We start from the raw sequence: 24,692 nt of genomic DNA on the forward strand, positions 1-24,692 counted from the left end.
GACGCACCACGACCTGGGGAGCAGAGCATGACCACCTCGTACGACAACCCCGCCCACCTGGGCCCGCGCGGCACCGTCGTGGTGCTGCCGGGACGGGGTGAGGGCGCCGCCGTGTACGAGCGGCTGGGCGCGCGCCTGGCCGCGGACGCCTACCGCGTGCGGATCACCGCCGACCCGGCGCTCGACCCGGCCGGGGTCGCGGCGGAGGTGAAGGCGGTGCTGGGCGACGAGGAGGACGCGCCGAGGCCGCACGTGCTGCTCGGCTCGGACGCGGGCGCGCTGTTCGCGGCGCTGCTGCTGGCCGAGGGCGCGGTCGCGGCGGACGGCGCGGTGCTGGCCGGGCTGCCGGTCGGGGACCGGGGCGAGGGCCATGGCGGGGAGCGGGGTGGGGACCGGGTCGGGGAACCGGTAGACGGGCGGACCGCCGACTGGGAGTCCGAGCTGGACGCCCGCACCGCCTGCCCCGCCCACCGCGCCCGCCTCTCCGACGGGACCGCGCTGCACCGGGGCAGCCTGCGGACCGCGCCTCCCCCGGACTGGGCGGAGCGGGCCGCGCCCGAGGACGTGGTGGTCCCGGTCCTGGGCCTGCGCGGCGCGGACGACCCCCTGACCGGCGCGGACGCCTCCCGCGACTGGTTCTCCCGGCTCCCGGACGGCGAGCTGGTGGGCATCGCGGGCACCGCGCACGACGTGCTGAACGACCGGACCCACCGCACCGCCGCCGCCCTGGTGGTCCGCTTCCTGGAGCGCCTGCGCCTCGGCCCCGGCCTCCCGGAGGCCGAGACCACCGAGGTGCCCCGAGGGGCCAGGTAGGCCCGGCGTCCGCCCGGTCACCCTCCGCAACGGCCGGGACCTGCGAAAACCCCGAAATCGTCGGTGCCCGCCGCTATCGTCCCGGTATCGGGTCGCAGGGGGTCTGGCATGGGTGGGCGGGTGTCCTCGGAGGACGTCTACGTGATGGGCGGGGCGCAGGCGCGGCAGGTCCTGCCGCGCCGGGGTGACGGGCGCGCGGGGCGCGCCCTGACGCCCGACGCCGCCGAGCGGGTGCGCGGGCTGATCGCCGCCGCGCGCGAGTCGCTCGCCGAGGACGGGCGCGGCGTCGCGCTCGCGGGCGCCCTGGAGGAGCACCTCGCCGACCCCGGCCCGGTCGGCGCCGGGATCGCCCACCGGGTCGTGGAGCACGCCTCGGGGACGTGGCAGGCCGAGGAGACCGCCTGCTTCGTGGACGCCTGGGTCGCCGAGCACGGGGTGGTGTTCGCCGCCGAGGCGGCGCTGTGCTCCGCGCTGCACCGGGTCGACCGCGACGGGGCGCTGACCGACCGGTTCGACACCGAGGCCGTCGAGTGGAGCTGGGCGGGGCACCGGCCGCTGGCCCGCGTGCGGCACGCGCTGGCCGCCGCCTCGGACGCCGAGCACGCGGCGGTGGTCGAGCGGGTGGCCGCGCACCGGGGCACGCTCAGGGGCCGCACCCTGGCCGCGTTCCTGCTGCCCACCGAGACCGGCTGGGTCGGGCCGCTGTTCGAGGAGCTGTCGGGCCTCAGGTCCGCGTTCATCACGCCCTGGTTGTTCCTGGGCTCGGTCGGCGACCGGGAGTGGTTGGAGGCGCTGGTGGACCGCTGCCCCGTCGAGGGGGTGGTGGCGCCGTCCTGGGTGCTGCCGACCCTGGTCGACGCGGTGGGGCCCGAGGGCGTGCTGCCCACGCTCGTGCGGTGGCTGCCCCGGCTGCCCGCGGCGGCCCGCAAGCGGGTGCTCGGGCTGGTCGCGGAGTTCCCGCTGGACGAGGCGTTCACCGTCCTGGCCGGGCAGGGGCCGCTGGGCGTGAAACCGCTGCGGGACGCGGTGAGGCGCTTCCCCGAGCGCGCCGCGCGGTTGGCCCCGGCGGAGCTGCCGCCCGCGCCCGCCGACCCGCTGCCGCAGGCGCGCGCCGAGGAGCCTGCGCGGTTGCCGCGCCCGCTGGTCGACCCGCCGCGGGAGGTCGCCCCGGTGGTCGAGCAGGTCGTGGTGCCGGGGTTGGCGCCGATCGACCGGCCCGGCGTGGTGTGGCGGCCGGGTGAGCGCGAGGAGTGGCTGGAGCAGGAGCTGTTCTCCCTGCCCACCGACCCGGTCGAGCCCGCCGACTGGTCGCGGGCGCTGGACGGGGTGGCGCGCGCGAACGACGGTCAGGCCGGGCACCCGGTGCTGCTGCTCGCGCCCGAGGAGCTGGCCCGGCCGGTGGTCGCGGCGTGGCGGCCGGAGAACGCGGACGGCTTCTGGGTCTGGGGCTTGCGGCTGGTCGCCCGGTTCGGGGTGGACGCGGCGGGCGTGGTCGCGCACGTCGGGGCGACCCGGCGCGATCGCGCGCACGAGGTGGCGGTCCCGCTGGTGAGCGCGGCGATCGCGACGCTGTTCGCCGAGTGGGGCGACCGGCTCAGGTCCATGCGCGGCCCGGCGGCGGCCTACTTCGCCCGGCACGGCGTGGAGGCGGCGCGCCCGCTGGTCCCGGCCGCGCTGGGGGCGCGGGAGGCGCCGCGCCGGGCCGCCGAGCGGGCGTTGCGGCTGGTCGCGGACGACCTCGGCGAGGAGGCGGTGCTGGCCGCGGCGGCCGAGTACGGGCCGGAGGCGGAGGCCGGGGTGCGCGCGCTGTTCGACCGCGACCCGCTGGCGCTGCTGCCGCGCACCCGGCCGTCGACGCCGGAGTGGGCGGACCCGCTCGCCCTGCCGCCCGTGCTGCGGCGCGACGGCGGTCCCGCGCTGCCGACCGCGGCGGTGGCGAACCTGCTGGCGGTGCTGGCCGTTCCCGACGAGCGCGCCCGGCGCGCCGGGCTGGTCCCGGTGCGCGAGGTGTGCGACCCGGCGTCGCTGGCGGCGTTCGGCCGGGCGGTGCTGCGCGCCTGGCTGGCCGAGGGCGCGCTGCCCGCGGGTGGCTGGGCGCTGACCGCGCAGGGCGCGATCGGCGACGACGAGACCGCGCGCGAACTGGCCGGGCTGATCGACCGCTGGCCGGGCGAGGGCGCGTCCCAGCGGGCGGCGACCGGGCTGGACGCGCTCGGCGCGATCGGCACGGACACCGCGCTGCGGGCCGTGGACCTGTTGGCGCGCAAGGGTTCCACCAAGGGGCTGCGGGAGCGGGCCGCGGAGGCGGTCGCCCGCGCCGCCGCAGGCGCGGGGCTGGACCCGGAGCAGCTGGCCGACCGGCTGGTCCCCGACTGCGGGATCGGCGCGGGGGTGGTCCTGGACTACGGGCCGCGCTCCTTCCCGGTCGAGTTCGACCGCACCCTGACGCCGCTGGTGGTCCTCCCGGACGGCGGGCGCCGCAAGAGCGCGCCGCCCCCGGCCGCGACCGACGACCCGGAGCTGGCCGCCGCCGCGCGCTCCCGGTTCTCGTCGCTGCGCAAGGAGATCACGAAGGTCGCCGGCGAGCAGGCCAAGCGGCTGGAGCGGGCGATGGTGGAGGGGAGGCGGTGGCGCGGGGCCGAGTTCCGCGCGCTGTTCACCACCCACCCGCTGCTGTCGCACCTGGCGCTGCGGCTGGTGTGGGCGGTGTTCGCCGAGGACGGGCCGAGGCCGTTCCGCCTGGCGGAGGACCGCACGGCGGCCGACGTGTCGGACGCGCTGGTGGAGCTCGCCGACGACGCCGTGATCGGCCTCGCGCACCCGCTGCACCTGGGTGGGGCGATCCCGGCGTGGTCGGAGCTGTTCGCCGACTACGAGGTGGTGCAGCCGTTCCCGCAGCTGGGCAGGCCGTGGGCGGCGCTCACCGAGGGCGAGCGGGCGGGGTCGGCGCTGTCGCGCTTCGCCGGGGAGAAGGCCGCTCCGGGCAGGCTGCTGGGGCTGATCGGCAAGGGCTGGAGCCGGGACGGCTCCGCCGCGCCGTCCGCGCCGCCGTGGCTGCGCAGGCGCCTGGACGAGGAGCGCTGGGTGCTGCTGGACCTGGACCGGGGGTTGCCGTTCTCGTCCTTCGAGCACCTGCCGCACCTGCTGCTGGGCGAGCTGCGCCTGTCGGCGACCGGTGGTCCGGGCCGCGATCCGGGCGACCCGCCGTTCGGCGGGCTGGACCCGGTGCTGGTGTCGGAGCTGCTGTCGGACGTGGGCGGGACCCTGGCGCGCTGACCGGCCGGGCGCGCGGGTCAGGCGGGCGGCTCGGGCAGCCGCTCCCGCCGGTGCTCCTCGGCGAGCCGGAAGAACACGTCGAGCGGCTCCTCGTCGCCCGCGTGCTCCTCGATGGCGCGCGCCCAACCGCGTTCCAGGGCCCAGCCGAACCGCTCCCGCAGCCAGTCGGAGAACGCGCGGCTGCCGCCGAAGGGGTGCGGTTCGGCGATGCCGTGCACCTGCAGGGCCACGCCGTACCCCCACAGCGCGGTTTCCAGCTCGCGCAGCGACCGGACCCACGTGCTGGGTCTGGCCTGCACGTCCCGCAGCACGTCGTAGACGTCGTCGCACTCGCTCAGCGGGCGGAGCGGCGGTCGGGCGCCGGGGGTTGTGGACGTGCCCGGATCCTGCGGAGCGGCGAAGCCGCGCTCCCCGGCGCGCAGGCCGAAACCGCTGCGGTGGAACACCAGCGGGGTTCCGGGGGTGTGCGCGGCGGAGTGCAGGCGCAGCAGGACGATCGTGTGGTCGCCCGCCTCCACCCCGCGCTCCGGGGACGCCTCGAACCACGCCACCCCGTCGGGCAGGGTGACCGCGCCGCCCTCCCCCACCACCGCGTCCAGCCCGGTGAAGCGGCCCTCGGCGGGACCGGCGAGCTGCCGGGCCACCGGGCCGTGGTGGTCGGCCAGCACGGTCACGCCGATCCGGGCGGCCCCGCGCAGCGACGGCCACGTGCGGGAACCCGTGGCGATCGAGAACGACACCAGCGGCGGGTCGAGGGAGACCGACGTGAACGAGCTCGCGCACAGGCCCACGAGCCCGCCGTCGACCTCGGCCGCCACCGCCACCACACCGCTCGGGAACGCGCCGAACGCCGCCCGCAACCGCGCCGGGTCCAGGCCCGCCCCGCGCACCGCGCCCGGCAGCGCCGTCCGGTCCGAACCCGCTCCGCGCACCGCCTCCAGCACCGCCGCCCGTTCACGTGCGACCTCGTGCCCCATGGCGCTCCCCTCCCCGGTTCCGACCCGCGGTCCACCCCACCCTCGCCCTCGCCGGCGCGCCGCGTCCAAGAGCGTTCCTCGATCGCTTCCCATGCGGGAGTGCGATGGATCGATCCCGGTCAAGGGGTGGCGCGGACGAGTCCCACATGCCGGCAGCGGCGCCCCGCGGCCACCGGGGTCGGCTCTAATCGGGGGCATGGCGAACTCACTCGACCTCGAACACCTGCGGACACTGGTCGCGATCGCCGAGTGCGGTGGGTTCGGCAAGGCGGCTGCGGTCAGGCACATCAGCCAGCCCGCGCTCAGCCAGCACGTGCGGCTGCTGGAGCGCGGCCTCAAGCGCAAGCTGTTCGAGCGGGACGGCCGGAACATGCGGTTCACGCACGAGGGCGAGCGCGTGCTGGCCGAGGCGAGGCGGATCATCGAGGTGCACGACGCGTCGCTGCGCAGGCTGGAGGCGCGGCCGGAGCGGACCATCGTGGTCGGGTCGACCGAGCACAGCGCGGGCCAGGTGCTGCCGGAGATGATCAGGGCGTTGCGGGAGGCGTTCCCGGACTGCTCGACGCGGTTCGAGATCGGGCGGTCCACGCAGCTGGCCGAGTCGGTGCACAGGGGCGCGGTGGACTTCGCGTTCGTGCTCGACCCCGGCGGCCAGGGGCCCGGTCACCTGGTGGGGCGGCTGCCGCTGGTGTGGTACGCGGCGCGCGGGTGGCAGCCGGACGGCGCGAGCGGGACGTGGCCGCTGGTCGCGTTCGAGGAGCCGTGCGGGTTGCGGGAGCGGGCGCTGTCCGTGCTGACCGGCGAGGGGCACCAGGTGCGGGTGACCGCGCAGTCCACGACGCTGGAGGGGGTGCTGGCCGGGGTCAGGGCCGGGTTGGGGGTGGCGCTGCTGCCCAACGCCGGGTCGCGCCCGCAGGGGCTCGTGGTGTGCTCGGACCTGCCGGAGGCGGGCACGACGCACCTGCGCATGGTGTCGCGGCGCGGGCTGGACGCGGACGTGGAGCGGGCGGCGCTGAGCGCGGGCGTGGACTTCTTCGCGCAGCGGCCCCACTTGCAGCTCGTGCCCGGCGCGGGCGCGCACGGCACGGCGGCGGCGCAGGGCGCGTGATCTTCTTGCCGGGGGCCATAACGCGGCACTATCGGAACCCATCGCGCTCTTGTCTTGGACGCCCGCCGAGACCGGCCCATACGTTCGGGGACGTGACCAGCGCACCCGTCTTCACCCAGCAGATCCCCGACACCGCGGCGCGGGGGGTCGAGTTCATCAGCCTCTCGCACCTGAACCCGTCCACCGAGCTGAACCCGGTTCCCACCAGGGGGATCGACCTCGGCTACTTCCGGAAGTACGTGCGGGCGCTGGAGGACGGCGGCTACGACTACACGCTGCTGCCCTACGGCTCGAACAGCGCCGACTCGTTCGTCGTGGCCTCGGCGGTCGGCCAGCTCACCGAGCGGATCAAGCCGATCGTGGCGCTGCGCCCGAACACCACGTTCCCCCTGGTGGCGGCGCAGAAGCTGGCGACGCTGGACCAGCTCACCGAGGGCAGGGCGGTGGTGCACCTGATCTCCGGCGGCAGCGACGCCGAGCAGGCCAGGCAGGGCGACTACCTGCCGAAGGACCGCCGCTACGCGCGCACCGCCGAGTACATCGACCTGCTGCGGCGGGCGTGGGGCGAGCGGGCGCCGTTCAGCCACGAGGGCGAGTTCTACCGGTTCGACGACTTCGGCCCCGGTTTCGCCCCGCACGGCGAGACGATCCCGATCTCCATCGGCGGCCAGTCCGACCAGGCGTTCCAGGTGGGCGGCGAGCAGGCGGACGTGTTCAGCTTCTGGGGCGAGCCGCTGGACGACCTGCGCGGCGAGATCGAGCGAGTGCACGCGATCGCGCGCGCCGCCGGGCGCACGACGTTGCCGAGGATCTGGGTGACGTTCCGGCCGATCGTCGCCGAGACGGACGAACTGGCGTGGCGCAAGGCGCACGAGTACGTGGCGAGGATCGGCGAGACGTTCGCGAAGTCCGCGTACGGCAAGCAGAGTCACCACCGGGACGCGCCGCAGAACGTGGGGTCGCAGCGGGCGCTGTCGTTCGCCGAGCGGTCCGAGCTGTACGACCGGGCGCTGTGGACCAGGACGGCGGCGGTGACGAACGCGGCGGGGGCGTCGACGGCGCTGGTCGGCTCGCCCGAGACGGTGGCGGCGGCGATCCTGGACTACGTGGACCGGGGCGCGGACCTGGTGAGCATCCGGGGGTACGACACGCTCGCGGACGCGGTGGACTACGGCGAGCACGTGCTTCCCCTGGTGCGCCAGGAACTCGCGCACCGCGAGGCGACCGGCACGCGCGGGAAGCTCCAGGCCGAGCACCTGGGCAACTACGGCGAGGACTACCGGCGGTTCGCGGAGGCGGGGCGGTGACGGGGTTCCCGGCGCCCGACCTGTCGGAGGGCGCGCTCGCGGCGGTGACGGCGGAGGTCGCGGCGACCGCCGAGGAGTACGACCGCAGCGGCGCGATCCCGGTGCGGGGCTTGGAGGTCGCGCACCGGGCGGGGTTGCTGACCGCGTCGGTGGCGCGGCGGCACGGCGGTCCGGAGCTGGGGCACCGGGACGTGGCGCGGGTGCTGACCGCGCTGGGCGAGGGTGATCCTTCGGTGGCGCTGATCGCGGCGAACACCCTGGTGGCGCACGCCTCCGAGGCCGCGCGCCCGCACTGGCCGCAGAAGCTGTACGCGGACGTGCTGGAGCGGTCGGCGCGCGGGCCCGCGCCGGTGAACGCGGTGCGGGCCGAGCCGGAGCTGGGCGCGCCCGCGCGCGGCGGGCTGCCCGCGACGACGCTGCGGCGCACCACGTCGGGGTGGGTGCTGAACGGCCGGAAGGCTTACGCCACCGGGGGTTCTGCGCTGGTGTGCCACGTGGTGTGGGTGGTCGCGCAGGAGCCGGGGGTCGAGCCGCCGAGGGTCGGGCACGCGCTGGTCGCGGCGGACCTGCCGGGCATCGAGTGGGTCGAGACGTGGGACCACCTGGGGTTGCGGGCCTCCAACACGCACGACGTGGTGTACCGGGACGTCGAGCTGCCGGAGGAGGCGTTCGTGGAGATCCCGCGCGGCGCGGACGGCCGCTACCGCGATCCGGCCGCGACCACCGGGCCGGGCGGGTTCGCGCACTCGGCGCTGTACGTGGGGGTGGCGCGGGCGGCGCGCGCGGCGTTCGTGGACTTCGCCCGCGCGCGGGTCCCTGCGGGGCTGGGGAGGCCGATCGCGACGACCGAGCGCATCCAGGTGGTGGCCGGGGAGGTCGAGGCGCAGGTCGCGGTGGCGGAGACGCTGCTGCACGGCGCGTTGCTGCGGATCGAGGCCGGGGACGAGTCGGTGCTGCCGCAGCTGCCGGTGATCAAGGCGTCGATCGCGCGGGCCGTGGTCGCGGCGGTGCAGACGGCGGTGGCCGCGCTGGGGAACCCGGCGCTGTCCCGGCGGAACCCGCTGGAGCGGCACCTGCGGGACGTGCTGTGCGTGCGCGTGCACCCGCCGCAGGAGGACGCGGCGCTGCTGGCGGCCGGACGGCGGGTGCTGGGCCACGGGGCTCCGGGCTAGCGGCGCGGCATTTCTGTCGGGGGTGCCGGTTACCGCGGCCCGGAACCCGGCCTTCCCGGCGGGTTCCCTGGCGCGCAGGGGGAATCCGCACGTGTTCGAGGGTGTGGACGAGATCGGCCGGGCGGCGGTGGAGCACGCCTGCGGTCCCGCGATCGAGGTGCCGGACCTGCTGCGGGGTCTGGTGGACGCGGACCCGGCGGTGCGGGAGACCGCGCTGGACGGGATGTGCGGGGCGGTGCACCACCGGGGCGACGTGCACGAGTGCACGGTCGCGACGATCCCGTTCCTGCTGGAGGCCGTGGCCGCCGGGGCTCCGGGCCGGGGTCGTGGCGTGGCTGGCCGGCCTGACCGGTGGGGCCGTACCGGTCCAGGCCGCCTCGGCGCTGGCCCAGCTCGCCCGCCGACCTCGCGTCGCCGCTGCTGGCGCTCTACGACGCCGACGCGCGCCCCGAGCCACCCGCAGGGTTCTCCACCGGCACGCTGGTCGGCGCGCTGCGCGAGGGCGGGTTCCCGCACCGGGCGGATCTGGTCAGGGACCTGAGCGCGGCGCTGGACGACCGGGTGGCCGAGCGGACCGGGCTGCTGACCTCGTTGCTGCGGTCCCCGCGCCGGGGGCGCGTGCGGACGCGCTGGGGCCCGCGTCGGTGCTGGTGTCCGGTTGGCGCGGTGACTACCGCGAGCTGGTCGCGCTGGTCGGGGACCGGCTGGATGACCCCGCGACGGCCGCACGGGCGGCGAAGGTCGTGGAAGCACTGGGGCGAGCTGGTCGCGCCCGCAGCGGACGCGCTGGCCCGCGCGCTGGAGGCCGAGCCGCTCGGTGAGCCGTCCCTGGGTCCGGTGCTGCGGGCTCTCGGGGGGCTGCGGGACGAGCGCGCGCTCCCGGCGCTGCGGCGGGCGCTGGAGCGGCCCGAGCCGCCAGGGGGCATCGGTGGTCTGATCGGCGCTTGCGGATCGGTCGCGGCGGACCTCGTCCCGCTGCTCCGCGCGCGCCTGCGGGACCCGCGCCCGCTCTGGGCGGCGGGCGCGCTGTGGCGCGTGACGGCGGACGCCGGGCCGGTGCTGCCGGTGCTGCTGCGCCACCTGACCGGGGCCGACCAGCACCGCGTGCGCGAGGCGGCGGAGGCGCTGGCCGAGCTCGGGCCCGTGGCGCGGTCCGCGCGCCCGGCGCTGCGGGAGGTGCTGCGCGGCAAGGGGACCGCGTGGGTGGAGCTGCACGCGGCGCGGGCGCTGTGGCGGGTGGCGGGTGAGGCGCACGTCGACGTGCTCTGCCGGGTGTGGGCGGGGAACCGGCACGCGCGGACGGACGTGGCCCGCTGCTTCGCGGAACTGGGACCCCGCGCGGCGTCCGCCGGACCGCTGCTGCGCGAGGAGTCGGGGCAGGCGCGCAGGCACACGGCGATGCCGAACGCGTGGAGCAGCGACCAGGTCCCCCGCGACCTGGCGCTGCTGCGGGCCTGCGACGCGGCCCTGACGGCGATGGGGTGACGAGCGGGCGGCCCGGCGCGGGCCGCCCGACCCGGACCCCGCTCAGGCGCCCGAGCGCGCGGCGGCCAGCGCCGCCACGGCGTCCTCCATCTTCCCGTTCTCCCCGACGAAGGCCCCGCGCACCTGGGCCACCAGCTCGGGACCGGCCTTCTCCGGGCTGCCGCAGTCGAACGGCGGGGCCGGGTCGTACTCCAGGCCGAGCTGGGTGAACCGCGCCCGCTCCTCCCCCAGCAGCTCGGCCAGGACGGTGAGCCCGAAGTCGATGCCCGCCGTGACCCCGCCGCCGGTGATCCGGTTGCGGTCGGTCACCACGCGCTCGGCCACGGCCTCGGCGCCGAGCGGGGCCAGCAGCTCGCGGAACGCCCAGTGCGTGCCCGCGCGGTAGCCGTCGAGCAGACCCGCGCCGCCGAGCACCAGCGAGCCGGTGCACACCGAGGTGACGTAGCGGGCGGTCGCGCCCAGCTCGGCGGTGAGCGCCAGGGCCTCCCGGTCGAGCAGCGCGGTGGTGGTGCCCGTGCCGCCGGGGACGAACAGGACGTCCACGTCGCGCGGGCAGTCGGCGAACGTGGTGGTGGGCAGCACCTGGAGCCCGCTGTCCGTGGCGACCGGGTCGAGCGTCCGCCACACCAGGTGGATCTCCGCCCACGGGCTCCACACCGCGTGCGGGCCGATCAGGTCGAGGTGGGTGAAACCGGGGTAGAGCAGCATCGCGACGACGGGCCGTTCGGCGGACATCGGGTGACCTCCTGGTTGATCGGGACCTCCTCAGCGTGCCCGCGACCGCCCGCTCGGGTGAGCGGCGTGAACGCCAATGAGTTCTAAGATCGCGCCATGCACCGGGTGGCGGTACTCGCGCAGGACGACGTGGTCGGGATCGAGCTGGCCACGGCCGTGCAGGTCTTCGAGATCGCGAACTTCAAGCGGGGAGCCCCGGCCTACCGGGTGGGCGTGGTGGGGAGCCGGGAGTGGGCGCCGAGCGCGGCGCTGACCGGGCCGCCGTCGTTCTCGGTGCGCGCCGAGCACGACTGGTCGTGGGCCGACGGCGCGGACACCGTGGTGGTCCCGGCGACGGGCGGCTCGCTCGACCCTCCCCCGGCGCGGGTGCGGGACCTGCTGCTCGCCGCCCACGAGCGCGGCGCGCGGGTGGCCTCGCTGTGCGTCGGCGCGTTCACGGTCGCGGCCACCGGGCTGATGGACGGGCGCCCGGCGACCACGCACTGGCACTTCGCCGACGAGTTCGCCCGCCGCTTCCCGGCCGTGCGGTTGGAGACCGACCGGTTGTTCACCGGGCAGGACGGCGTGTACAGCGCGGCCGGGGTGACCGCCGCGCTGGACCTGTGCCTGCACCTGGTGGAGCTGGACCTGGGCGCCGGGGTCGCGGCGGCCACCGCCCGCTACCTGGTCGCGCCGATGCGCCGGGAGGGCGGGCAGTCGCAGTTCATCGACTACACCCCGCCCGCGCGCCCCGACGAGCTGGCCGCGACGCTGCGCTGGGCCGAGGAGCACCTGGCGGAGGACCTGACGCTGGCGGACCTGGCCAGGCACGCGGCGATGAGCCCGCGCACGTTCAGCCGCCGGTTCGCCGCGGGCGTGGGCACGACCCCGGTGCACTGGTTGCTGCGCACCCGCGTGCGCCGGGCGAAGGAGCTGCTGGAGGTGACCGACCTGCCGGTGGACCGGATCGCGCGCGAGGTGGGGTTCCGCTCGCCGAGCACGTTCCGCCACCACTTCGGGCGGTTCACCCGCACCACGCCGCGCGAGTACCGGCGCTCGTTCAGCGGTGGGCGCGGGTGAGCGGACCGGTGCGGAGAGCGCTTGCCCACCCGGTCCGTCTCACCCGTTCGTGGGGAGACGGCATCCGCAAGGGGCACCCCGGTTTTGGCATCCTCTCCAGTGCGGTCCCGGCGCGGGCCGGGCGACGCGGAGAGGAGGTTGGCGCAGGTGGAGGCGGGGCACGGGCGGGCGGAGGGCTCGCGGGAGGACGGGGGTGACGGGGGTCAGGTGGTGTTCGACAGCACCGACCTGGAGACCACCGAGGAGTTCCTGATCAAGCACTACGCGCCGCTGCGGATCGGCAGCTCGACGGGGCGGTCGGGGGCGCGCATCACCAGGGTGGCCGGTGGCGCCGTGAGCGCGGACGAGGTGGCGCTCACGTTCGACATGAACTACAGCGTGGAACCGCTGGGCAAGATCTGCCTGTGCGACATCCGGACCGGCGTGATCGACCGGCACCGGGCGGAGGACTGGCGGGAGGCCGGGACGTTCGGGCCGGGCGACCTGTTCTCGTTCGCCCAGCCGGACCGGCCGTACCAGGGGCGCGCCCGCCAGGCGGGGTACAGCATCACCATGCTGGACCCGGCGCTGCTGAACCAGGTCGTCGGCGGCGAGGAGCAGGTTCGGCTGCTGGACCACCGCCCGGTCGACGCGGTGGCCGCGGCGACCCTGCGGAAGGTTATCGACCACGTGCGGGACGACGTGCTGGCCGCGCCGGGGGCGACCGCGAGCCCGCTGCTGGTGGGGGCCGCGACCCGGTACCTGGCGGCGGCGGTGCTGGACGCCTTCCCGACCACCGCGCCGATCGGGCCGAGCGCGGCGGACCGCCGCGACGCGCACCCGCGCACGGTGCGCAGGGCGGTGGCGTTCATCGAGGCCAACGCGGAGCGGGACCTGAGCGCGGCGGAGATCGCGGCGGCGGCGCACGTGACGCCGCGCGCGATCCAGCTGGCGTTCCGCAAGCACCTGGGGACCACGCCGACCGCCTACCTGCGGCGGGTGCGGCTGGACGGGGCGCGGGCGCAGCTGGCGGCGGCGGAGCCGGGGAGCACGACGGTGACCGAGGTGGCGCTGCGGTGGGGGTACAGCAGGCCGGGGGTGTTCAGCACGCACTACCGGGAGGCGCACGGGGAACCGCCGTCGCGGACGCTGCGGGGGCGGTGACGGGGCGCCCGCCCGGCCCGGTCCGGTCGAGCGCCGCGGACCGGGCCGGGCGGGGGGGGCGGGTCAGGCCCAGGTGCTGGCGCTCGCCGTCGTGGTGCGGTCCTGGCGGTAGGCGGCTTCCAGCCTGGGCCGGTCGACGGACGTGGTGGCGGGCGTGAGCGGGGTCGTGGTCTGCCCGTCGGCGGCCCGCTCGAACCCGCCCCTGGGCGGGGTCGCCCCGGTCGGGCCGCGGCGGCCACGCCGGTCAGGCTCTCGCCCGAGGCCGGCTTCTCCCTGAGCTCCTCGGCGGTGAGGCCAGCGGGCTCGCGCCGATGCCGTTGACCGTCATGCCTTTCACGGGAAGCCGCCGGGCTTCAGCGCACCGTCACGGTCGTCGTCACGGGCAGCAGCTCGACCAGCGCCGCCGCGAAGAGCAGCAGCACGAACCCGCCCACCACGCACGCCACGAGGTGCCGCACCTTCGGCTCGCCCTTGACCCGCATCCCGAGCACCCCGCTGACCAGCGCGGCGAGCGCGGGAACGGGGGCCAGCGGGTAGAGCAGGACCAGGGCGGCCAGGGTCAGCGCGGTCAGCGCCAGCGACAGGCTCCCCCAGCTCGCGGACCGCCGAGGGGTCTTCTCGGAGGCGCGTTCGGCGTCGCTCACGTGGCCCCCTCTCCGGTCGACCCACGGTAGCAAAGCCACCCCACCGGGCGTCGGTCACCCGAGCGACCGTCACCCGAGCGACGGCGGGGGTTCGTGCGCCCGCACCGGGGGGCGGCTCACCGTCGTGCCGGGTGATCGCGACCAGCACGTGCGCCCCGCCGGTGGCCAGGGTGAGCGTGGAGGTGGGCACGGGCAGCAGCCCGTCGTCCAGCGCGACCCCGGCGGGCAGGCTGCCCCGCGGACTGCGCACGAGCGCGACGTCACCCGCGCGAGTCGAGCCCCTCGGTGAACGCCTCACCCGCGCCGAGCCGCTCCGCGAGCCGCGCGTGGATCCAGAACTCCTCGCGGGCCTGCTCGACCGGTTCCAGCACCCGCCGCACCGCCCGCAGCCGCCGGTCCCCCGCGCCCACCGCGAGGTCGTCGCGCTCCAGGCTGCTCGCCGCCGGGAGCACCACGTCGGCGTGGTTGAGCAGCAGGTCGCTGATCCTGGCGCACGGGCTGAAGTCCGGCACCGGGTTGCTCCCCTGCGGGAAGGTCGGCAGCGGCGGTCCCGTGACGCCGACGCCGTAGTCGCCCATCGAGCCGAACCCGTGCGCGAACCCGCCGCCGGGCAACCCGATCTGCCCTCCGCCCGCGTGCCATCCGCCGAGCCAGGTCCCGGATGACCGGCGCGGGCACCCGGTTGATCCGCTCAGCCCACTCCCAGGTCTTGGCCGTCCCGTCGTCCCGCCCGAGCACGTGCGCGCGCACCACGTCGGCCGCGACCGCGCAGCGGGCCAGGAACCCGTCGTCCGCCAGGCCTTCCACCACCAGCACGTGGATCAGCGCCAGGACGACGGCGGTGTCCGTGCCGGGCACGACGCCGACCCGCTCGGCGGCCGGCTCGTCCCCCGCGTCGTCGCGCCACGCCGACAGGCTCACCACCGCCGTGGTCCGGGCGGCGGCGCGGGCGAGGTCGGAGCCGAGGTGCCCGCCGGGCACCACCTGGGTGTTGGAGCGGCGCAGTCCCGCGCTGCGCAGCAGTGCGAGACCATGGGCCACCAGCACCTCGACGTCCCGGTGCCGCTCAGTCGGTTGGCCCTTCTCCCGTCAGGCGAATCGCCTTCTCCCCACCCGTAGGAGCCGCCGAACACCGCGCTGGGCCCGTGCTCGTCGCCGGGGGCGCCACGTCGCTCGTCCGGTCCGGGCCCGTTCTCCAGCCAGGCGCCGCCGCACGGCGGGCCGGGTGACCCGCGAGCGGTGCCGGTAGGCGTCGACGTTGCCGATCGCGGGCGAGGCGTCCGGGTCGTCGGGGTGCGGGCGCGCGACCAGCCCGTCCCCCACGAGCTCGACCAGGTGGGAACCCCGGTGCGCGCTGGTCTCCCGGCTCTGCCCCATCAACCGCTCCCACCCGTTGGACACCGCCCCCACCACCCCGCCGACAGTACCGACGCACGCCCGTGACCAGCGGTTACCGCCCATCGGCATCCTCGATGGGTACCCATCCCCTTTTCATCTTGGACCGTGCTCGCGACCCGCTCCTACGTTCGTGCCGTGCCCGAGCACCCACCGCACGACCACTAGAGGAGCACCGCCGTGACCACGTCCCGTCCGTCCCCCCGCCGCCGATCCCCCCGCCGCGCGCTGCGACTCGTCGCGGGCCTCGTGACCGCCGCCACCCTGGCCGCCTGCGGTTCCGGCGTCGCGGCGCGGCAGGGCGGTTCGGGTGAGCCGAGGCAGGGCGGGGACCTGACGTTCCTGATCGACTCGCTCGGCGACACCTGGATCCCCAACAACAGCGCCATCTCCAGCTTCCAGGGCCACATCTGGGGGCACGTCACCGACAAGCTCGTCTACGTGGACGAGAACGGGAAGACCAGCCCGTGGGTCGCCCGCGAGTGGGAGCAGAACGGGACCGCGACCGAGTTCACGCTCCGGCTGCGCGAGGGCGTCACGTTCTCCGACGGCACGCCGGTGGACGCGAGCGCCGTGGTGGCGAACCTGGACACCTGGTCGAAGGGCGTGCCGGACAAGGGGATCAACCCGATCGGCCTGTTCCCGAAGACCTACCAGCGTTCCGAGGCGGTGGACCCGACCACGGTGAAGGTGTTCTTCTCCGCGCCCGCGCTGGGCTTCATCCCGACCCTGGGCTACCACGGGTCGATCCTGATCTCGCCGAAGACGCTGGCGCTTCCCGCGGAGGAGCAGGCCGACCTGTCCAACGACATCGGCAGCGGGCCGTTCACCGTGCAGTCGTGGAAGCAGGGCGACAGCGTCGTGCTCAAGAAGCGCCCCGACTACGACTGGGCGCCGGAAGCCTTGTCCCACAGCGGTCCGGCGCGCCTGGACACGATCACGTACAAGATCGTGGCCGAGCCGTCGCTGCGCACCGCCGCCGTGCGGTCGAACCAGGCGGACGTGGCCTACAACCCGTCGCCGCAGGAGCTGGCCTCGTTCAAGGCGCAGGGCTTCACCACCGCCGCGCCGCGCTACCTGGGGTTCGTGAGCGGCTTCGCGATCAACACGAAGGTCGCGCCGTACGACGACCCGAGGGTCCGGCAGGCGCTCCAGCACGGCATCGACCGGCAGGAGATCATCTCGACGGTCTACACCGAGGACTGGCTGCCCGCGAAGTCGTTCTTCCAGTCCAACGTGCCCGGCGCGACCGACCGCAGCGCGGACTTCGCGTTCGACGCGGCCAAGTCCGCGAGGCTGCTCGACGAGGCGGGATGGGCGAGGGGCGCGGACGGGCTGCGGTCCAAGGACGGCAAGGCCCTTGAGCTGACGCTGCACCCGAACCCGTACCTGGCCACCTCGAAGTCGGTGGACGAGCTGGTCGCCCAGCAGCTGCGCGAGCTGGGCTTCACGGTGAACATCCAGGCGTTCGACGTGGTGACCTACGGCGAGCGGGTCAAGTTCAACAGCCCGAGCGTGGCCGCCTACGAGGTCACCCGCAGCATCATCGACGCGGGCACGGTCGCGGGCGTGCTGACCGACGCCAACCGGGGCGAGAACTGGTTCGGGCTCGGGCAGTCCGACCCGGAGCTGGTGCGGCTGAGTGCGGCGGTCGCCGGGTCGTCCAGCGCCGAGGAGCGCGCGCCGCTGCTCGACGAGCTGCAGGGGCACGTGCTCCGGCAGGGCTACTACGTGCCGCTGACCCAGATCGTGCAGCGGCTCTACGTGCAGAACCCGAAGCTGCAGGGCGTCACCTACAACGGGGTCGCGTACGCGAACTACTACACCGCTTGGCTCGGCGAGTGAGCGGCGGTTACGGCAGGTACGCGGCGGGGCGCGTCGCGCAGGCGGCCGTGGTGGTGCTGCTGGCCTACGCGTTCACGTTCGTCGTGATCAGCGTGCTGCCCGGCGACCCGGTCACCTCCACCCTGCGCGACCCGCAGAACGGCTTCACGGAAGAGGAGATCGCCGCGATCGTCGCCTACTACGGGCTGGACCGGCCGGTGCACGAGCAGCTGTGGGAGTCGCTGACCCGGTTCCTGGTCGGGGACTTCGGGGTCTCGCTGCGCTCGGGCCTCCCGGTGGCGGACCTGGTCGGCGAGGTGCTGTGGTCGACGGTCGTGCTGGCGCTGTCGGCGCTGGCGGTGGCCCTGGTGCTGGCGTTCGCGGTGGCGGCCGGGGTCCGCTACCTGCCGCCGAACCGGGGGCAGGGCGTGCTGCGGGCGTTCCCGTCGCTGTTCCTGTCGGTGCCGAACTTCGTGATCGGGCTGCTGCTGATCAACGTCTTCGCGTTCCAGCTCGGCCTGTTCCGGGTGATCGACTCGGAGGGCCCGCTGGCGACGCTGTTCGCCGCGATCGCGCTGGGCATCCCGGTGTCGGCGCAGGTGGCGGAGGTGCTGATCGCGAACCTGGACCACGAGGCAGGTCAGGAGTACGCGTCGGTGGCGCGCTCGCGGGGCCTGGGGCGCACCGGGTTGTTGTTCCGGCACCTGCTCAAACCGTCGGCGCTGCCGGTGGTGACGGTGGTCGCGCTGACCGTCGGGGAGCTGCTGGGCGGCGCGGTGATCACGGAGAAGATCTTCGGGCGGACGGGGGTCGGGTCGCTGGTGGAGCGGTCGGTGACGACGCAGGACCTGCCGGTGCTGCAAGCGGTCGTGGCGCTGGCGGCGGTGGTGTTCGTGGTGGTGAACCTGGCGGCCGACCTGGTCTACCCGCTGCTGGACCCGCGGGTGCGGAGCGGCGTGGCGGCGGCGCGGGAGCGGGCGGGGGTGGCGGCGTGAGCGTCTCCGCGGTCACGGCCACCCGGCCGAAGGCGTTGCGCCGCAAGGCTTCCCGGCTTCCGGTGACGGTGCTGCTGTCGTTCGCGGTGGTGGCGCTGGTGCTGGCCTGGTCGGTGCTGCCGGGGGTGTTCACCTCGGCGAGCCCGGTGGACGGGGTGCCCGCCGACAAGTTCCTGCCGCCGGGCTGGGCGCACTGGTTCGGCACCGACCACCTCGGGCGCGACCTGTTCACCCGCGTCGTGCACGGCACGGCGTCGTCGGTGTCCAGCGCGCTGATCGCGGTCGGCATCGGCGTGCTGGCCGGTGGCCTGGTGGGGCTGGTGGCCGGGTTCCTCGGCGGCTGGGTGGACGCGGTGCTGGCCAGGCTGGTCGACGTGCTGCTGGCGATCCCGTCGTTCCTGCTGGCGGTGGTCGTGGTCAGCGCGCTCGGCTTCCAGACCGTGAACGCGGCGATCGCGACCGGGGTGTCGGCGGTCGGGGTGTTCGCCAGGGTGATGCGCGCCGAGGTGATCAAGACCCGGCGGGCGGTGTTCATCGAGTCCTCGTACTTGCAGGGCGGGTCGCGCAGGCACGTGCTGCTGCGGCACGTGCTGCCCAACGCGTCGCGCTCGGTGCTGACCCTGGCGGTGCTCCAGTTCGGGCTGTCCGTGCTGGTGATCGCGGGTCTGGCGTTCCTGGGCTACGGCGACCCGCCGCCCGCGTCCGACTGGGGCCTGCTGGTCTCGGTCGGCAAGGACTTCCCGCTGGCCCCGTGGCTGGTCACCGCGCCCGCGCTGGTGATCATCACGACCGTCCTCTCCGTGAACAGGATCAGCCGATGGCTCCGCAGGACAGACTGACCCTGGACCGCCCCGAGTCCCACCGGGGGACCGGGCGACTGCTCCGGGTCGAAGGGCTCTCCGTGTCGTACGGAGGCGATCAGGTGGTGTCCGATGTGGACTTCGACCTGGCGCGCGGGCGCTCGCTCGCGCTGATCGGCGAGTCCGGCTCGGGCAAGTCGACGATCGCCCGCGCGGTGCTGCGGCTGGGTTCCGGGCGGGCCACCGGGCGGGTCGAGTTCGAGGGCCGGGACGTGCTGTCGTTGCCGGAGCGGGATTTCCGACCGCTGCGCGGCAGGCGGATCGGGTTCGTGCCGCAGGACCCGGCCAGCTCGCTCAACCCGGTGCGCACGATCGGCGCGCAGGCGCTGGAGGCTGCGGCCCTGCTGGACGGGGACGTGGACCGGCGCGCGGCGGTGCTGGAGGTGTTCGCGCAGGTCGGTCTGGACGAGCCGCGCCGGGTGTTCGACTCCTACCCTCACCAGCTGTCCGGCGGGATGCTCCAGCGGGTGCTGATCGGGCTGACCGTGCTGCCCCGGCCCGCGCTGGTCGTGGCGGACGAGCCGACGTCGGCGCTGGACGTGACGATCCAGAAGCGCGTGCTGGACCTGCTCGGGCGGCTCGGGCGGGAGCTGGACATCGGGCTGCTGCTGATCACCCACGACCTGGCGGTGGCGGCCGAGCGGGCGGACTCGCTGGTGGTGCTCAAGGACGGGCGGGTGCGCGAGTCCGGTCCGACTGCGGAGGTGTTCGCCTCGCCGTCGCAGGAGTACACGCGGCGGTTGCGCGCGGACGTGCCCGCGCTGAACCCGGACCGGCACGCGGACGCGCGCGCGAAGGCCGCCGCGTCGGCCGGGCCGCCGAGGATCGAGGTGTCCGGGGTGGTGAAGTCGTTCGGCTCGCTGCGCGCGGTGGACGGCGTGTCGTTCACCGTCCCGGCCGGGACCACGCACGCGCTGGTGGGCGAGTCCGGGTCGGGCAAGACGACCACGATCCGGCTGCTGCTGGGGTTGGAGGAGCCGGAGGAGGGCTCGATCCGGGTGGCGGGCGAGGAGGTGTCGGGGCGCTCGCACGCGTCGCTGCGGGCGCTGCGGCGGCACCTGCAACTGGTGTACCAGAACCCGTTCACCTCGCTGGACCCGACGTGGACCGTGCAGCGGCTGGTGGGCGAGTCGCTGGGGCGGTTCAAGGTCGGGACGCGGCGCGAGCGGGAGCGGCGGGTGCTGGAGGCGCTGCGGGCGGTCGGGTTGGACGAGGGGCTGCGCACCCGCAGGCCGGGCGCCCTGTCGGGCGGGCAGCGGCAGCGGGTGGCGCTGGCCAGGTCGCTGGTGCTGCGGCCGGACGTGGTGGTGCTGGACGAGCCGACGTCGGCGCTGGACGTGAGCGTGCAGGCGGGGATCGTGGAGGTGCTGCTGGAGCTCCAGGCGGAGCTGGGGCTGACGTACGTGTTCGTGTCGCACGACCTGGCGCTGGTGCGGCAGCTGGCGCACACGGTGTCGGTGCTGCACCGGGGGCGGGTGGTGGAGGACGGGCCGGTGGAGGCGGTGCTGGGGGCGCCGGGGCACGAGTACACGCGGGCGCTGGTGGAGTCGATCCCTGCGGGAGCGGGGTGAGCCGGGCGGGGCTGGGTGAGCCGGGCGGGGCCGGGTGAGCCGGGCGGGGCCGGGTGAGCCGGGCGGGGCCGGGTGAGCCGGGCGGGGCCGGGTGACGCTTCAGGGTGTCACCTGGTCCGGTTCACTCGGGGTTCCCGGCGCGCGCGGGCGGGTACGGGGGCGGAGCGTGGCCAGGGTGTTCGCCAGGGTCCTCCTCGCCGTGCTCGTCGCCCTCGCCGTGCTGCTCCCGGCCGGGCCGGTCGCCCTCGCCCAGGCGGGCAGCGTGGGCGGCGCCGCGTTCTTCGACACCAACAGCGACGGGTTGATCAGCGACGGGTCGACCAGCCCGCTCGAACCGGTGCGGCTGGCCGGGGTGGCGGTGTCGCTGGTCAGGTCGGACGGGGCGTCGGTCGGGTCGACGACCACCGGTGCCGACGGCACCTACTCGTTCACCGGCCTCACCCCTGGGGATTACATCGTGCGGGCCGTGCTGGCGCCCGGTTATGGCGCGTCGTCACCGACCTCGGTCCCGTTCACCATCTCGGGGACCACCGGCCAGGTGGTGGACTTCGCGATGACCAAGGGCGCGTTCGGGAACTTCGTGTGGGACGACCTCAACCGCGACGGCGTCCAGGGCAGCGGCGAGCCGGGGATCGCGGGGATCACCGTGCGGCTGCTGGCCGAGCAGGGCGCGGTGGTGCAGGAGCAGGCCACGAACTCGGCGGGCGAGTACTACTTCGTCGGCGTCGAGGAGGGGACGTACCGGGTCCGGGTGGTGCCGCCCTCGTACAAGGTGTTCACGAGGCCGAACGCGGGCACGCGCGGCGTGGACTCGGTGTTCGACCCGGTCACCGGGTTGAGCGAGCCGATGGTGGTGGAGATCGTGGACAGCGGGATCACCCAGGACCTGACCGTGGACGCCGGGCTGTTCCAGCGGGTCGAGGACCTGGCCGTCGCGCTGACCGTCGACCGGTCGGAGCCGGTGGTCGGTGACCAGGTGGTGCTGACCGCGGTGGTGGGCAACGCGGGGAGCGTGCCGGTGCCGGGCGCGCAGGTGACCGTGACGGTGCCCGAGGGGCTGGTGATCGGTCCGGTGGCGGGCGGGTGGACGTGCCCGGTGGTCGGGCGGGACGTGGTGTGCGGGACGCAGGAGCCGGTGGCGGCGGGCGCGGCGCTCCCGCCGGTGCGGATCACCGCGACGGCGGAGCGGGCCGGACCGGTGAGCCCGAGCGCGCGGGTGCGCCGGTACAACGGGAACGTGGACGACAACGCGGCCAACGACACCGCCACGACGACGGTCACGGCGCTCGCCCCGGCGGTGACGAGAACGACGACCACACCCGCGCCGACGACCACTGCGGCTCCCCCGCCGGTCCCCCCGGCGATGGCCGACGGCGACGGGCTGGCCTGGACGGGGCGGTCGGTGGGGGCGCTGGTCGCGGGCGGGTTCGGGCTGCTCCTGCTGGGGGTCGGCGCGCACGCGCTGTCCCGGCGGCGCGAGGGCGCCTGATCGGGTGGTGCGGCGGGGACCGGAGGCTCTCGGGCCCGGTGCGGCCGGTCAGAAGTCGAAGATCGAGCGCGTGGTCTTGTGCAGCACGCACTCGTCGCGGAACGCCTTGCTCCACTCGACGTAGGTCTCGTCGTACAGCCCGGTGATCGTCGCGACCAGCCGCCCGTACGTCGGCCTGCACAGCTCGCTGACGCGCTTGAGCTTGTTCATGTCGCCCCGGACCGAGTCGAGGTCGGCGCACGCGGACGCGCCCATCGGGTGGTAGGAGTTCGTCTCGTCGGCCGGGCAGCGCAGCCGGATCGCGCGGGACCAGGTCTGGTCCGCGCCGGACAGGGTCAGGGTGAACTCGCCGCTGCTGCGCGGTCTCGCGGTGCCCGGCGCGGCGGTGGCCTGGGGGACCGCGGTCATGGCGAGCACGAGGGCGCCGAGCACAGCGGCGCTGGTCGATCTGGGGAACACGAGGGGCCTCCCGTGCCTGGTCCTGGGGTGGACGGGCTGGTTGAGCGGATGTCTGAAGCATCCCCGTCCCCCTCAGCGCCGGGCACGCCGGCGGAACCCGCTTCCACCCGTGCGGGTGCGAATACCCGATGCGGTGACCCCGGTGAGCGTGTCCGTGCCCCCGGCCGGGTGAGCGGCCGGGAGCGCGGTGGAACACGAGACGAGGTCACGAAACCGCTGGTGGCGGGCCCGGTCGCGGCGCGGGGGCGCGTCGCGGCCGGGCCGCCGGGGTCAGGCTCCGGTCACCAGCCGAAGATCTTGTTGATGGCCGTGCCCGCCGGGTCGGAGGCGACGTCCTGGGCCGCGCCCCACGCCTCCTGGCCGTTCTGCGCGTACTCGCCGGCCTGCGCGGTGGCGTCGGCGGCGTAACCGGAGGCGTACTCGCCCGCCTGGCCGGTCGCGGCCTCGCCCCACTGGGCGGCCTGGTCGCCGAACTGGCCCGCCTGCTCGGTGAACTGCCCGGCCTGCTCGCCGAACTGGCCGACCTGCTCGCCGCCCCACTGGGTGGCCTGCTCGCCGAACTGCCCCGCCTGCTCGGTGAACTGGCCCGCCTGGTCGGCGACGCCGCCCACGGCCTCGTTCGCCTGGCCGAACACGCCCTGGGTGAACTCGGACGCCTGCTCGTTGAACATGTCGAAGATGCCCACGTCGGGTCTTCCTCTCTGGGGTCGACGCCTGCGCGCGTGCACCGCGGCAGCGCCCTCGGCGAGGGCGTGACCGGGCCGCGCGGGCGTCGGGTTCGAACCGCACGGGGACGCCGTGCGGAAGTTCTGGGGGATCACCGGGGGACTCCCGGTCGGGCTCGGGCGCTACGCGGGCAGCGGAGGGCCCCGGCGGGCGGCGCACGAGCGCAGCAGCACCTCGCGGACCACGTCGCGGGCCTCGGGCGCGCCGAGGCGCACCACCACCGCGGCGACGCGGCAGCGCACCGCCCGGACGAGGACGGCCAGCCAGGTCCGCAGCCGGTCGGCGAGCGCGCGCCAGGCCCGAAGACCGCCGGTGACCAGCGAGTCCTCGAAGGAGGCGAGCAGCGCGACCACCCCGACGGCGGCCACGAGGTCGAGCATCGGCACGGTCCACGGCAGCGGGTCGGCGACCATCGCGGGCGCGTGGTTGGTCGACGCGACGTGCGTGCCCGCGAACCCGCCGAGGATCACGGCGAGCTGGACGAACAGCCACGTCGAGCGGACCCGGCCCAGCGCGCCGTGCCACAGCGCGGACTGCAGGACGAGCGCGGCGGACATGACCGACAGGTGCACGTCGGGCAGCGGGTCGCCGACCGCGACGACGGACGCGGCGAACGGGGCGACGAGCGACATCGGCGCCACCTCGCGGGCGCGCGGCGTCGCGGTGCGACCGCGTTCTGCGCGCGCGTGGCCCACGGACGACCTCTCCCCGACGAACGGCACCGACCACGTCGAGTGTAGCCAAAACGGGCGAAAGGGCTCCGGGCGACGAAGGGGCGGGGACGGCCCGCCTGCCGGGGTGCGACGAACCGGCGAGGCGGCGGCCCAGCGGCCCAGCGGAATGAGCGGCGAGCGAGGGGCGAACGGCGAGCCTGCGGCGTGGGCAGCGAACCTGCGGGGCGAACGGCGAACCAGCGGCATGAACAGCAAGCGAGCGACGTGAGCGGCGAACGGGCAGCGTGAACAACGAACCAGCGGGGTGGGCGGCGCCCCCGCGGCGCCACCCACCCCGCCCCAGCTCACCCCTCCGGGTGCTCGTGCAACCACCGGGCCAGAGCCAGCAGCGTCGTCTCCGCGCTGGCGGCCATGGTGGCGCGCAGGGCGGCCACGTCGCGGCGGGTCGGGCCGAACGCGGGGTGGGGGCGCAGCAGCCGCCACTCCTGCCGCGCGATCGTGCCGCCGCCGTCGGCGCGGAACGTCCAGCGCCAGCGCACCGCCCCCTCCGCCACCCCGCCCACGACGAACGAGAACTCCTCCGGCGGCGAGGCGGCGAGCACCTGGGAGCGGCTGGCCCACTCGCGCTCGCCGCGCCGGTTGTGGCCGCCGAACCACGCGCCGGGTTCGGGGCCCGCGCCGTCGTCGTAGCGCACGCCGGACGCGGTCGGGCTCCAGCGGTCGATCAGCGAGACGTCGCTGACCAGCGCGTACACCCGCTCGACGGGCGCGGGCAGCCAGGCGGCGCGGGTGAAGGCGAAGTCGGCGAGGTCGAGCTCCCCGGTCGGGTCGTCGTCGGCGCGGACTCGGGTGGTGGTCATGGTCCTCCTCGGGTCGGGTCGTCGCCCCCAGGCTGGTTCGGGTCGCCGCGCCCCGGCCAGCCCGCGCGCTTCCTACCACTCGCGCCGGCAGGCTGGCGCGCCCCGCCGTGGCGCACACTG

The 24,692-nt window shown here is 75.6% G+C and carries 22 protein-coding genes; 13 read left to right on the forward strand and 9 right to left on the reverse strand.

Features of this window, described 5'->3' with window-relative positions; genetic code table 11:
* Positions 1-27: 27 nt before the first annotated feature.
* Together CNX65_RS21570 and CNX65_RS21575 are read left to right on the forward strand one after the other, a co-directional pair.
* Positions 28-813, forward strand: a complete 786-nt coding sequence (locus tag CNX65_RS21570; RefSeq protein ID WP_096495389.1) for an alpha/beta fold hydrolase domain-containing protein — start codon at positions 28-30, stop codon at positions 811-813.
* 108 nt (positions 814-921) lie between these two features.
* Entirely contained in the window at positions 922-4,089 is a 3,168-nt protein-coding gene (locus CNX65_RS21575) for a DUF4132 domain-containing protein (protein ID WP_096495390.1), read from the forward strand.
* Positions 4,090-4,106: 17 nt separating this feature from the next.
* Here CNX65_RS21575 and CNX65_RS37245 read toward each other — a convergent pair whose 3' ends face one another.
* Positions 4,107-5,066, reverse strand: a complete 960-nt coding sequence (locus tag CNX65_RS37245) for a flavin reductase family protein (protein WP_232519943.1) — start codon at positions 5,064-5,066, stop codon at positions 4,107-4,109.
* Between the two features lie 196 nt (positions 5,067-5,262).
* Between CNX65_RS37245 and CNX65_RS21585 the strand changes: the two genes are divergently transcribed.
* The 4 genes from CNX65_RS21585 to CNX65_RS21600 all read left to right on the forward strand — a co-directional run bounded on the left by CNX65_RS21585 (position 5,263) and on the right by CNX65_RS21600 (position 10,138).
* Complete coding sequence (locus tag CNX65_RS21585) at positions 5,263-6,174, forward strand: LysR family transcriptional regulator (protein ID WP_096495391.1); 912 nt, start codon at positions 5,263-5,265, stop codon at positions 6,172-6,174.
* Positions 6,175-6,266: 92 nt separating this feature from the next.
* The gene (locus CNX65_RS21590; protein WP_096495392.1) at positions 6,267-7,481 is read left to right on the forward strand and encodes an LLM class flavin-dependent oxidoreductase; all 1,215 of its coding nucleotides are present in this window, start codon (positions 6,267-6,269) and stop codon (positions 7,479-7,481) included.
* Positions 7,478-8,653 (forward strand): acyl-CoA dehydrogenase family protein, encoded by a 1,176-nt coding sequence (locus tag CNX65_RS21595; RefSeq protein ID WP_096495393.1) that lies wholly within the window; start codon positions 7,478-7,480, stop codon positions 8,651-8,653. The genes CNX65_RS21590 and CNX65_RS21595 overlap by 4 nt, the downstream gene beginning before the upstream one ends.
* A 351-nt stretch (positions 8,654-9,004) precedes the next feature.
* Positions 9,005-10,138, forward strand: a complete 1,134-nt coding sequence (locus tag CNX65_RS21600) for a HEAT repeat domain-containing protein (RefSeq protein ID WP_096495394.1) — start codon at positions 9,005-9,007, stop codon at positions 10,136-10,138.
* A 42-nt stretch (positions 10,139-10,180) separates the two neighbouring features.
* Here the strand turns inward: CNX65_RS21600 and CNX65_RS21605 are convergent, their stop codons facing one another.
* Positions 10,181-10,873 (reverse strand): DJ-1/PfpI family protein, encoded by a 693-nt coding sequence (locus tag CNX65_RS21605; RefSeq protein ID WP_096495395.1) that lies wholly within the window; start codon positions 10,871-10,873, stop codon positions 10,181-10,183.
* 96 nt (positions 10,874-10,969) lie between these two features.
* On the opposite strand from CNX65_RS21605, the gene CNX65_RS21610 reads away from it, so the two are divergent.
* Together CNX65_RS21610 and CNX65_RS21615 are read left to right on the forward strand one after the other, a co-directional pair.
* The gene (locus CNX65_RS21610) at positions 10,970-11,932 is read left to right on the forward strand and encodes a GlxA family transcriptional regulator (RefSeq protein ID WP_096495396.1); all 963 of its coding nucleotides are present in this window, start codon (positions 10,970-10,972) and stop codon (positions 11,930-11,932) included.
* A 147-nt stretch (positions 11,933-12,079) separates the two neighbouring features.
* Positions 12,080-13,075: a helix-turn-helix domain-containing protein gene (locus tag CNX65_RS21615; RefSeq protein ID WP_096495397.1), complete on the forward strand. Its 996-nt coding sequence runs from the start codon at positions 12,080-12,082 to the stop codon at positions 13,073-13,075.
* Positions 13,076-13,428: 353 nt separating this feature from the next.
* Here CNX65_RS21615 and CNX65_RS21620 read toward each other — a convergent pair whose 3' ends face one another.
* The 3 genes from CNX65_RS21620 to CNX65_RS36315 form a co-directional block, all read right to left on the reverse strand.
* On the reverse strand, positions 13,429-13,719 hold the full coding sequence (locus CNX65_RS21620; protein WP_096495398.1) for a hypothetical protein: 291 nt from the start codon (positions 13,717-13,719) through the stop codon (positions 13,429-13,431).
* A gap of 260 nt (positions 13,720-13,979) precedes the next feature.
* Positions 13,980-14,333, reverse strand: coding sequence for a molybdopterin-dependent oxidoreductase (locus CNX65_RS37250; RefSeq protein ID WP_096495399.1), 354 nt, complete (start codon positions 14,331-14,333; stop codon positions 13,980-13,982).
* A 475-nt stretch (positions 14,334-14,808) separates the two neighbouring features.
* A complete protein-coding gene (locus CNX65_RS36315) occupies positions 14,809-15,120 on the reverse strand; it encodes a hypothetical protein (RefSeq protein ID WP_198320526.1) in 312 nt (103 codons plus the stop codon).
* A 174-nt stretch (positions 15,121-15,294) separates the two neighbouring features.
* Here CNX65_RS36315 and CNX65_RS21635 point away from each other — a divergent pair, with 174 nt between their 5' ends.
* From CNX65_RS21635 to CNX65_RS21655, 5 genes are all read left to right on the forward strand, one after another.
* Positions 15,295-16,959, forward strand: a complete 1,665-nt coding sequence (locus tag CNX65_RS21635) for an ABC transporter substrate-binding protein (protein WP_096495401.1) — start codon at positions 15,295-15,297, stop codon at positions 16,957-16,959.
* Positions 16,956-17,933, forward strand: a complete 978-nt coding sequence (locus tag CNX65_RS21640; RefSeq protein ID WP_096495402.1) for an ABC transporter permease — start codon at positions 16,956-16,958, stop codon at positions 17,931-17,933. The genes CNX65_RS21635 and CNX65_RS21640 overlap by 4 nt, the downstream gene beginning before the upstream one ends.
* Positions 17,930-18,772, forward strand: a complete 843-nt coding sequence (locus CNX65_RS21645; RefSeq protein WP_096495403.1) for an ABC transporter permease — start codon at positions 17,930-17,932, stop codon at positions 18,770-18,772. The genes CNX65_RS21640 and CNX65_RS21645 overlap by 4 nt, the downstream gene beginning before the upstream one ends.
* Positions 18,751-20,364 (forward strand): dipeptide ABC transporter ATP-binding protein, encoded by a 1,614-nt coding sequence (locus CNX65_RS21650; RefSeq protein ID WP_096495404.1) that lies wholly within the window; start codon positions 18,751-18,753, stop codon positions 20,362-20,364. Before CNX65_RS21645 ends, CNX65_RS21650 begins: the two co-directional genes overlap by 22 nt.
* A 175-nt stretch (positions 20,365-20,539) precedes the next feature.
* Positions 20,540-21,853 carry an SdrD B-like domain-containing protein gene (locus tag CNX65_RS21655; RefSeq protein WP_177154298.1) on the forward strand — a complete coding sequence of 438 codons (1,314 nt, stop codon included), beginning with the start codon at positions 20,540-20,542 and terminating at the stop codon, positions 21,851-21,853.
* 48 nt (positions 21,854-21,901) lie between these two features.
* On the opposite strand, the gene CNX65_RS21660 is transcribed toward CNX65_RS21655, so the two are convergent.
* The 4 genes from CNX65_RS21660 to CNX65_RS21675 all read right to left on the reverse strand — a co-directional run bounded on the left by CNX65_RS21660 (position 21,902) and on the right by CNX65_RS21675 (position 24,572).
* Positions 21,902-22,312, reverse strand: a complete 411-nt coding sequence (locus CNX65_RS21660) for an SSI family serine proteinase inhibitor (protein WP_157767772.1) — start codon at positions 22,310-22,312, stop codon at positions 21,902-21,904.
* A 281-nt stretch (positions 22,313-22,593) separates the two neighbouring features.
* Positions 22,594-22,998 carry a hypothetical protein gene (locus CNX65_RS21665; RefSeq protein WP_096495407.1) on the reverse strand — a complete coding sequence of 135 codons (405 nt, stop codon included), beginning with the start codon at positions 22,996-22,998 and terminating at the stop codon, positions 22,594-22,596.
* Positions 22,999-23,160: 162 nt separating this feature from the next.
* A complete protein-coding gene (locus CNX65_RS21670; protein WP_157767773.1) occupies positions 23,161-23,670 on the reverse strand; it encodes a hypothetical protein in 510 nt (169 codons plus the stop codon).
* Positions 23,671-24,056: 386 nt separating this feature from the next.
* On the reverse strand, positions 24,057-24,572 hold the full coding sequence (locus CNX65_RS21675) for an SRPBCC family protein (RefSeq protein WP_096495409.1): 516 nt from the start codon (positions 24,570-24,572) through the stop codon (positions 24,057-24,059).
* Positions 24,573-24,692: the final 120 nt, after the last annotated feature.

Source organism: Actinosynnema pretiosum, assembly GCF_002354875.1.
Classification (GTDB): Bacteria; Actinomycetota; Actinomycetes; order Mycobacteriales; family Pseudonocardiaceae; genus Actinosynnema; species Actinosynnema auranticum.

What these genes read in the sequence shown, in the direction of transcription:
- CNX65_RS21570 (WP_096495389.1), top strand. Translation starts at nt 28, where the DNA reads ATGACCACCTCGTACGACAACCCCGCCCACCTGGGCCCGCGCGGCACC.
- CNX65_RS21575 (WP_096495390.1), top strand. Translation starts at nt 922, where the DNA reads ATGGGTGGGCGGGTGTCCTCGGAGGACGTCTACGTGATGGGCGGGGCG.
- CNX65_RS37245 (WP_232519943.1), bottom strand. Translation starts at nt 5,066, where the DNA reads ATGGGGCACGAGGTCGCACGTGAACGGGCGGCGGTGCTGGAGGCGGTG.
- CNX65_RS21585 (WP_096495391.1), top strand. Translation starts at nt 5,263, where the DNA reads ATGGCGAACTCACTCGACCTCGAACACCTGCGGACACTGGTCGCGATC.
- CNX65_RS21605 (WP_096495395.1), bottom strand. Translation starts at nt 10,873, where the DNA reads ATGTCCGCCGAACGGCCCGTCGTCGCGATGCTGCTCTACCCCGGTTTC.
- CNX65_RS21610 (WP_096495396.1), top strand. Translation starts at nt 10,970, where the DNA reads ATGCACCGGGTGGCGGTACTCGCGCAGGACGACGTGGTCGGGATCGAG.
- CNX65_RS21650 (WP_096495404.1), top strand. Translation starts at nt 18,751, where the DNA reads ATGGCTCCGCAGGACAGACTGACCCTGGACCGCCCCGAGTCCCACCGG.
- CNX65_RS21670 (WP_157767773.1), bottom strand. Translation starts at nt 23,670, where the DNA reads ATGTCGCTCGTCGCCCCGTTCGCCGCGTCCGTCGTCGCGGTCGGCGAC.
- CNX65_RS21675 (WP_096495409.1), bottom strand. Translation starts at nt 24,572, where the DNA reads ATGACCACCACCCGAGTCCGCGCCGACGACGACCCGACCGGGGAGCTC.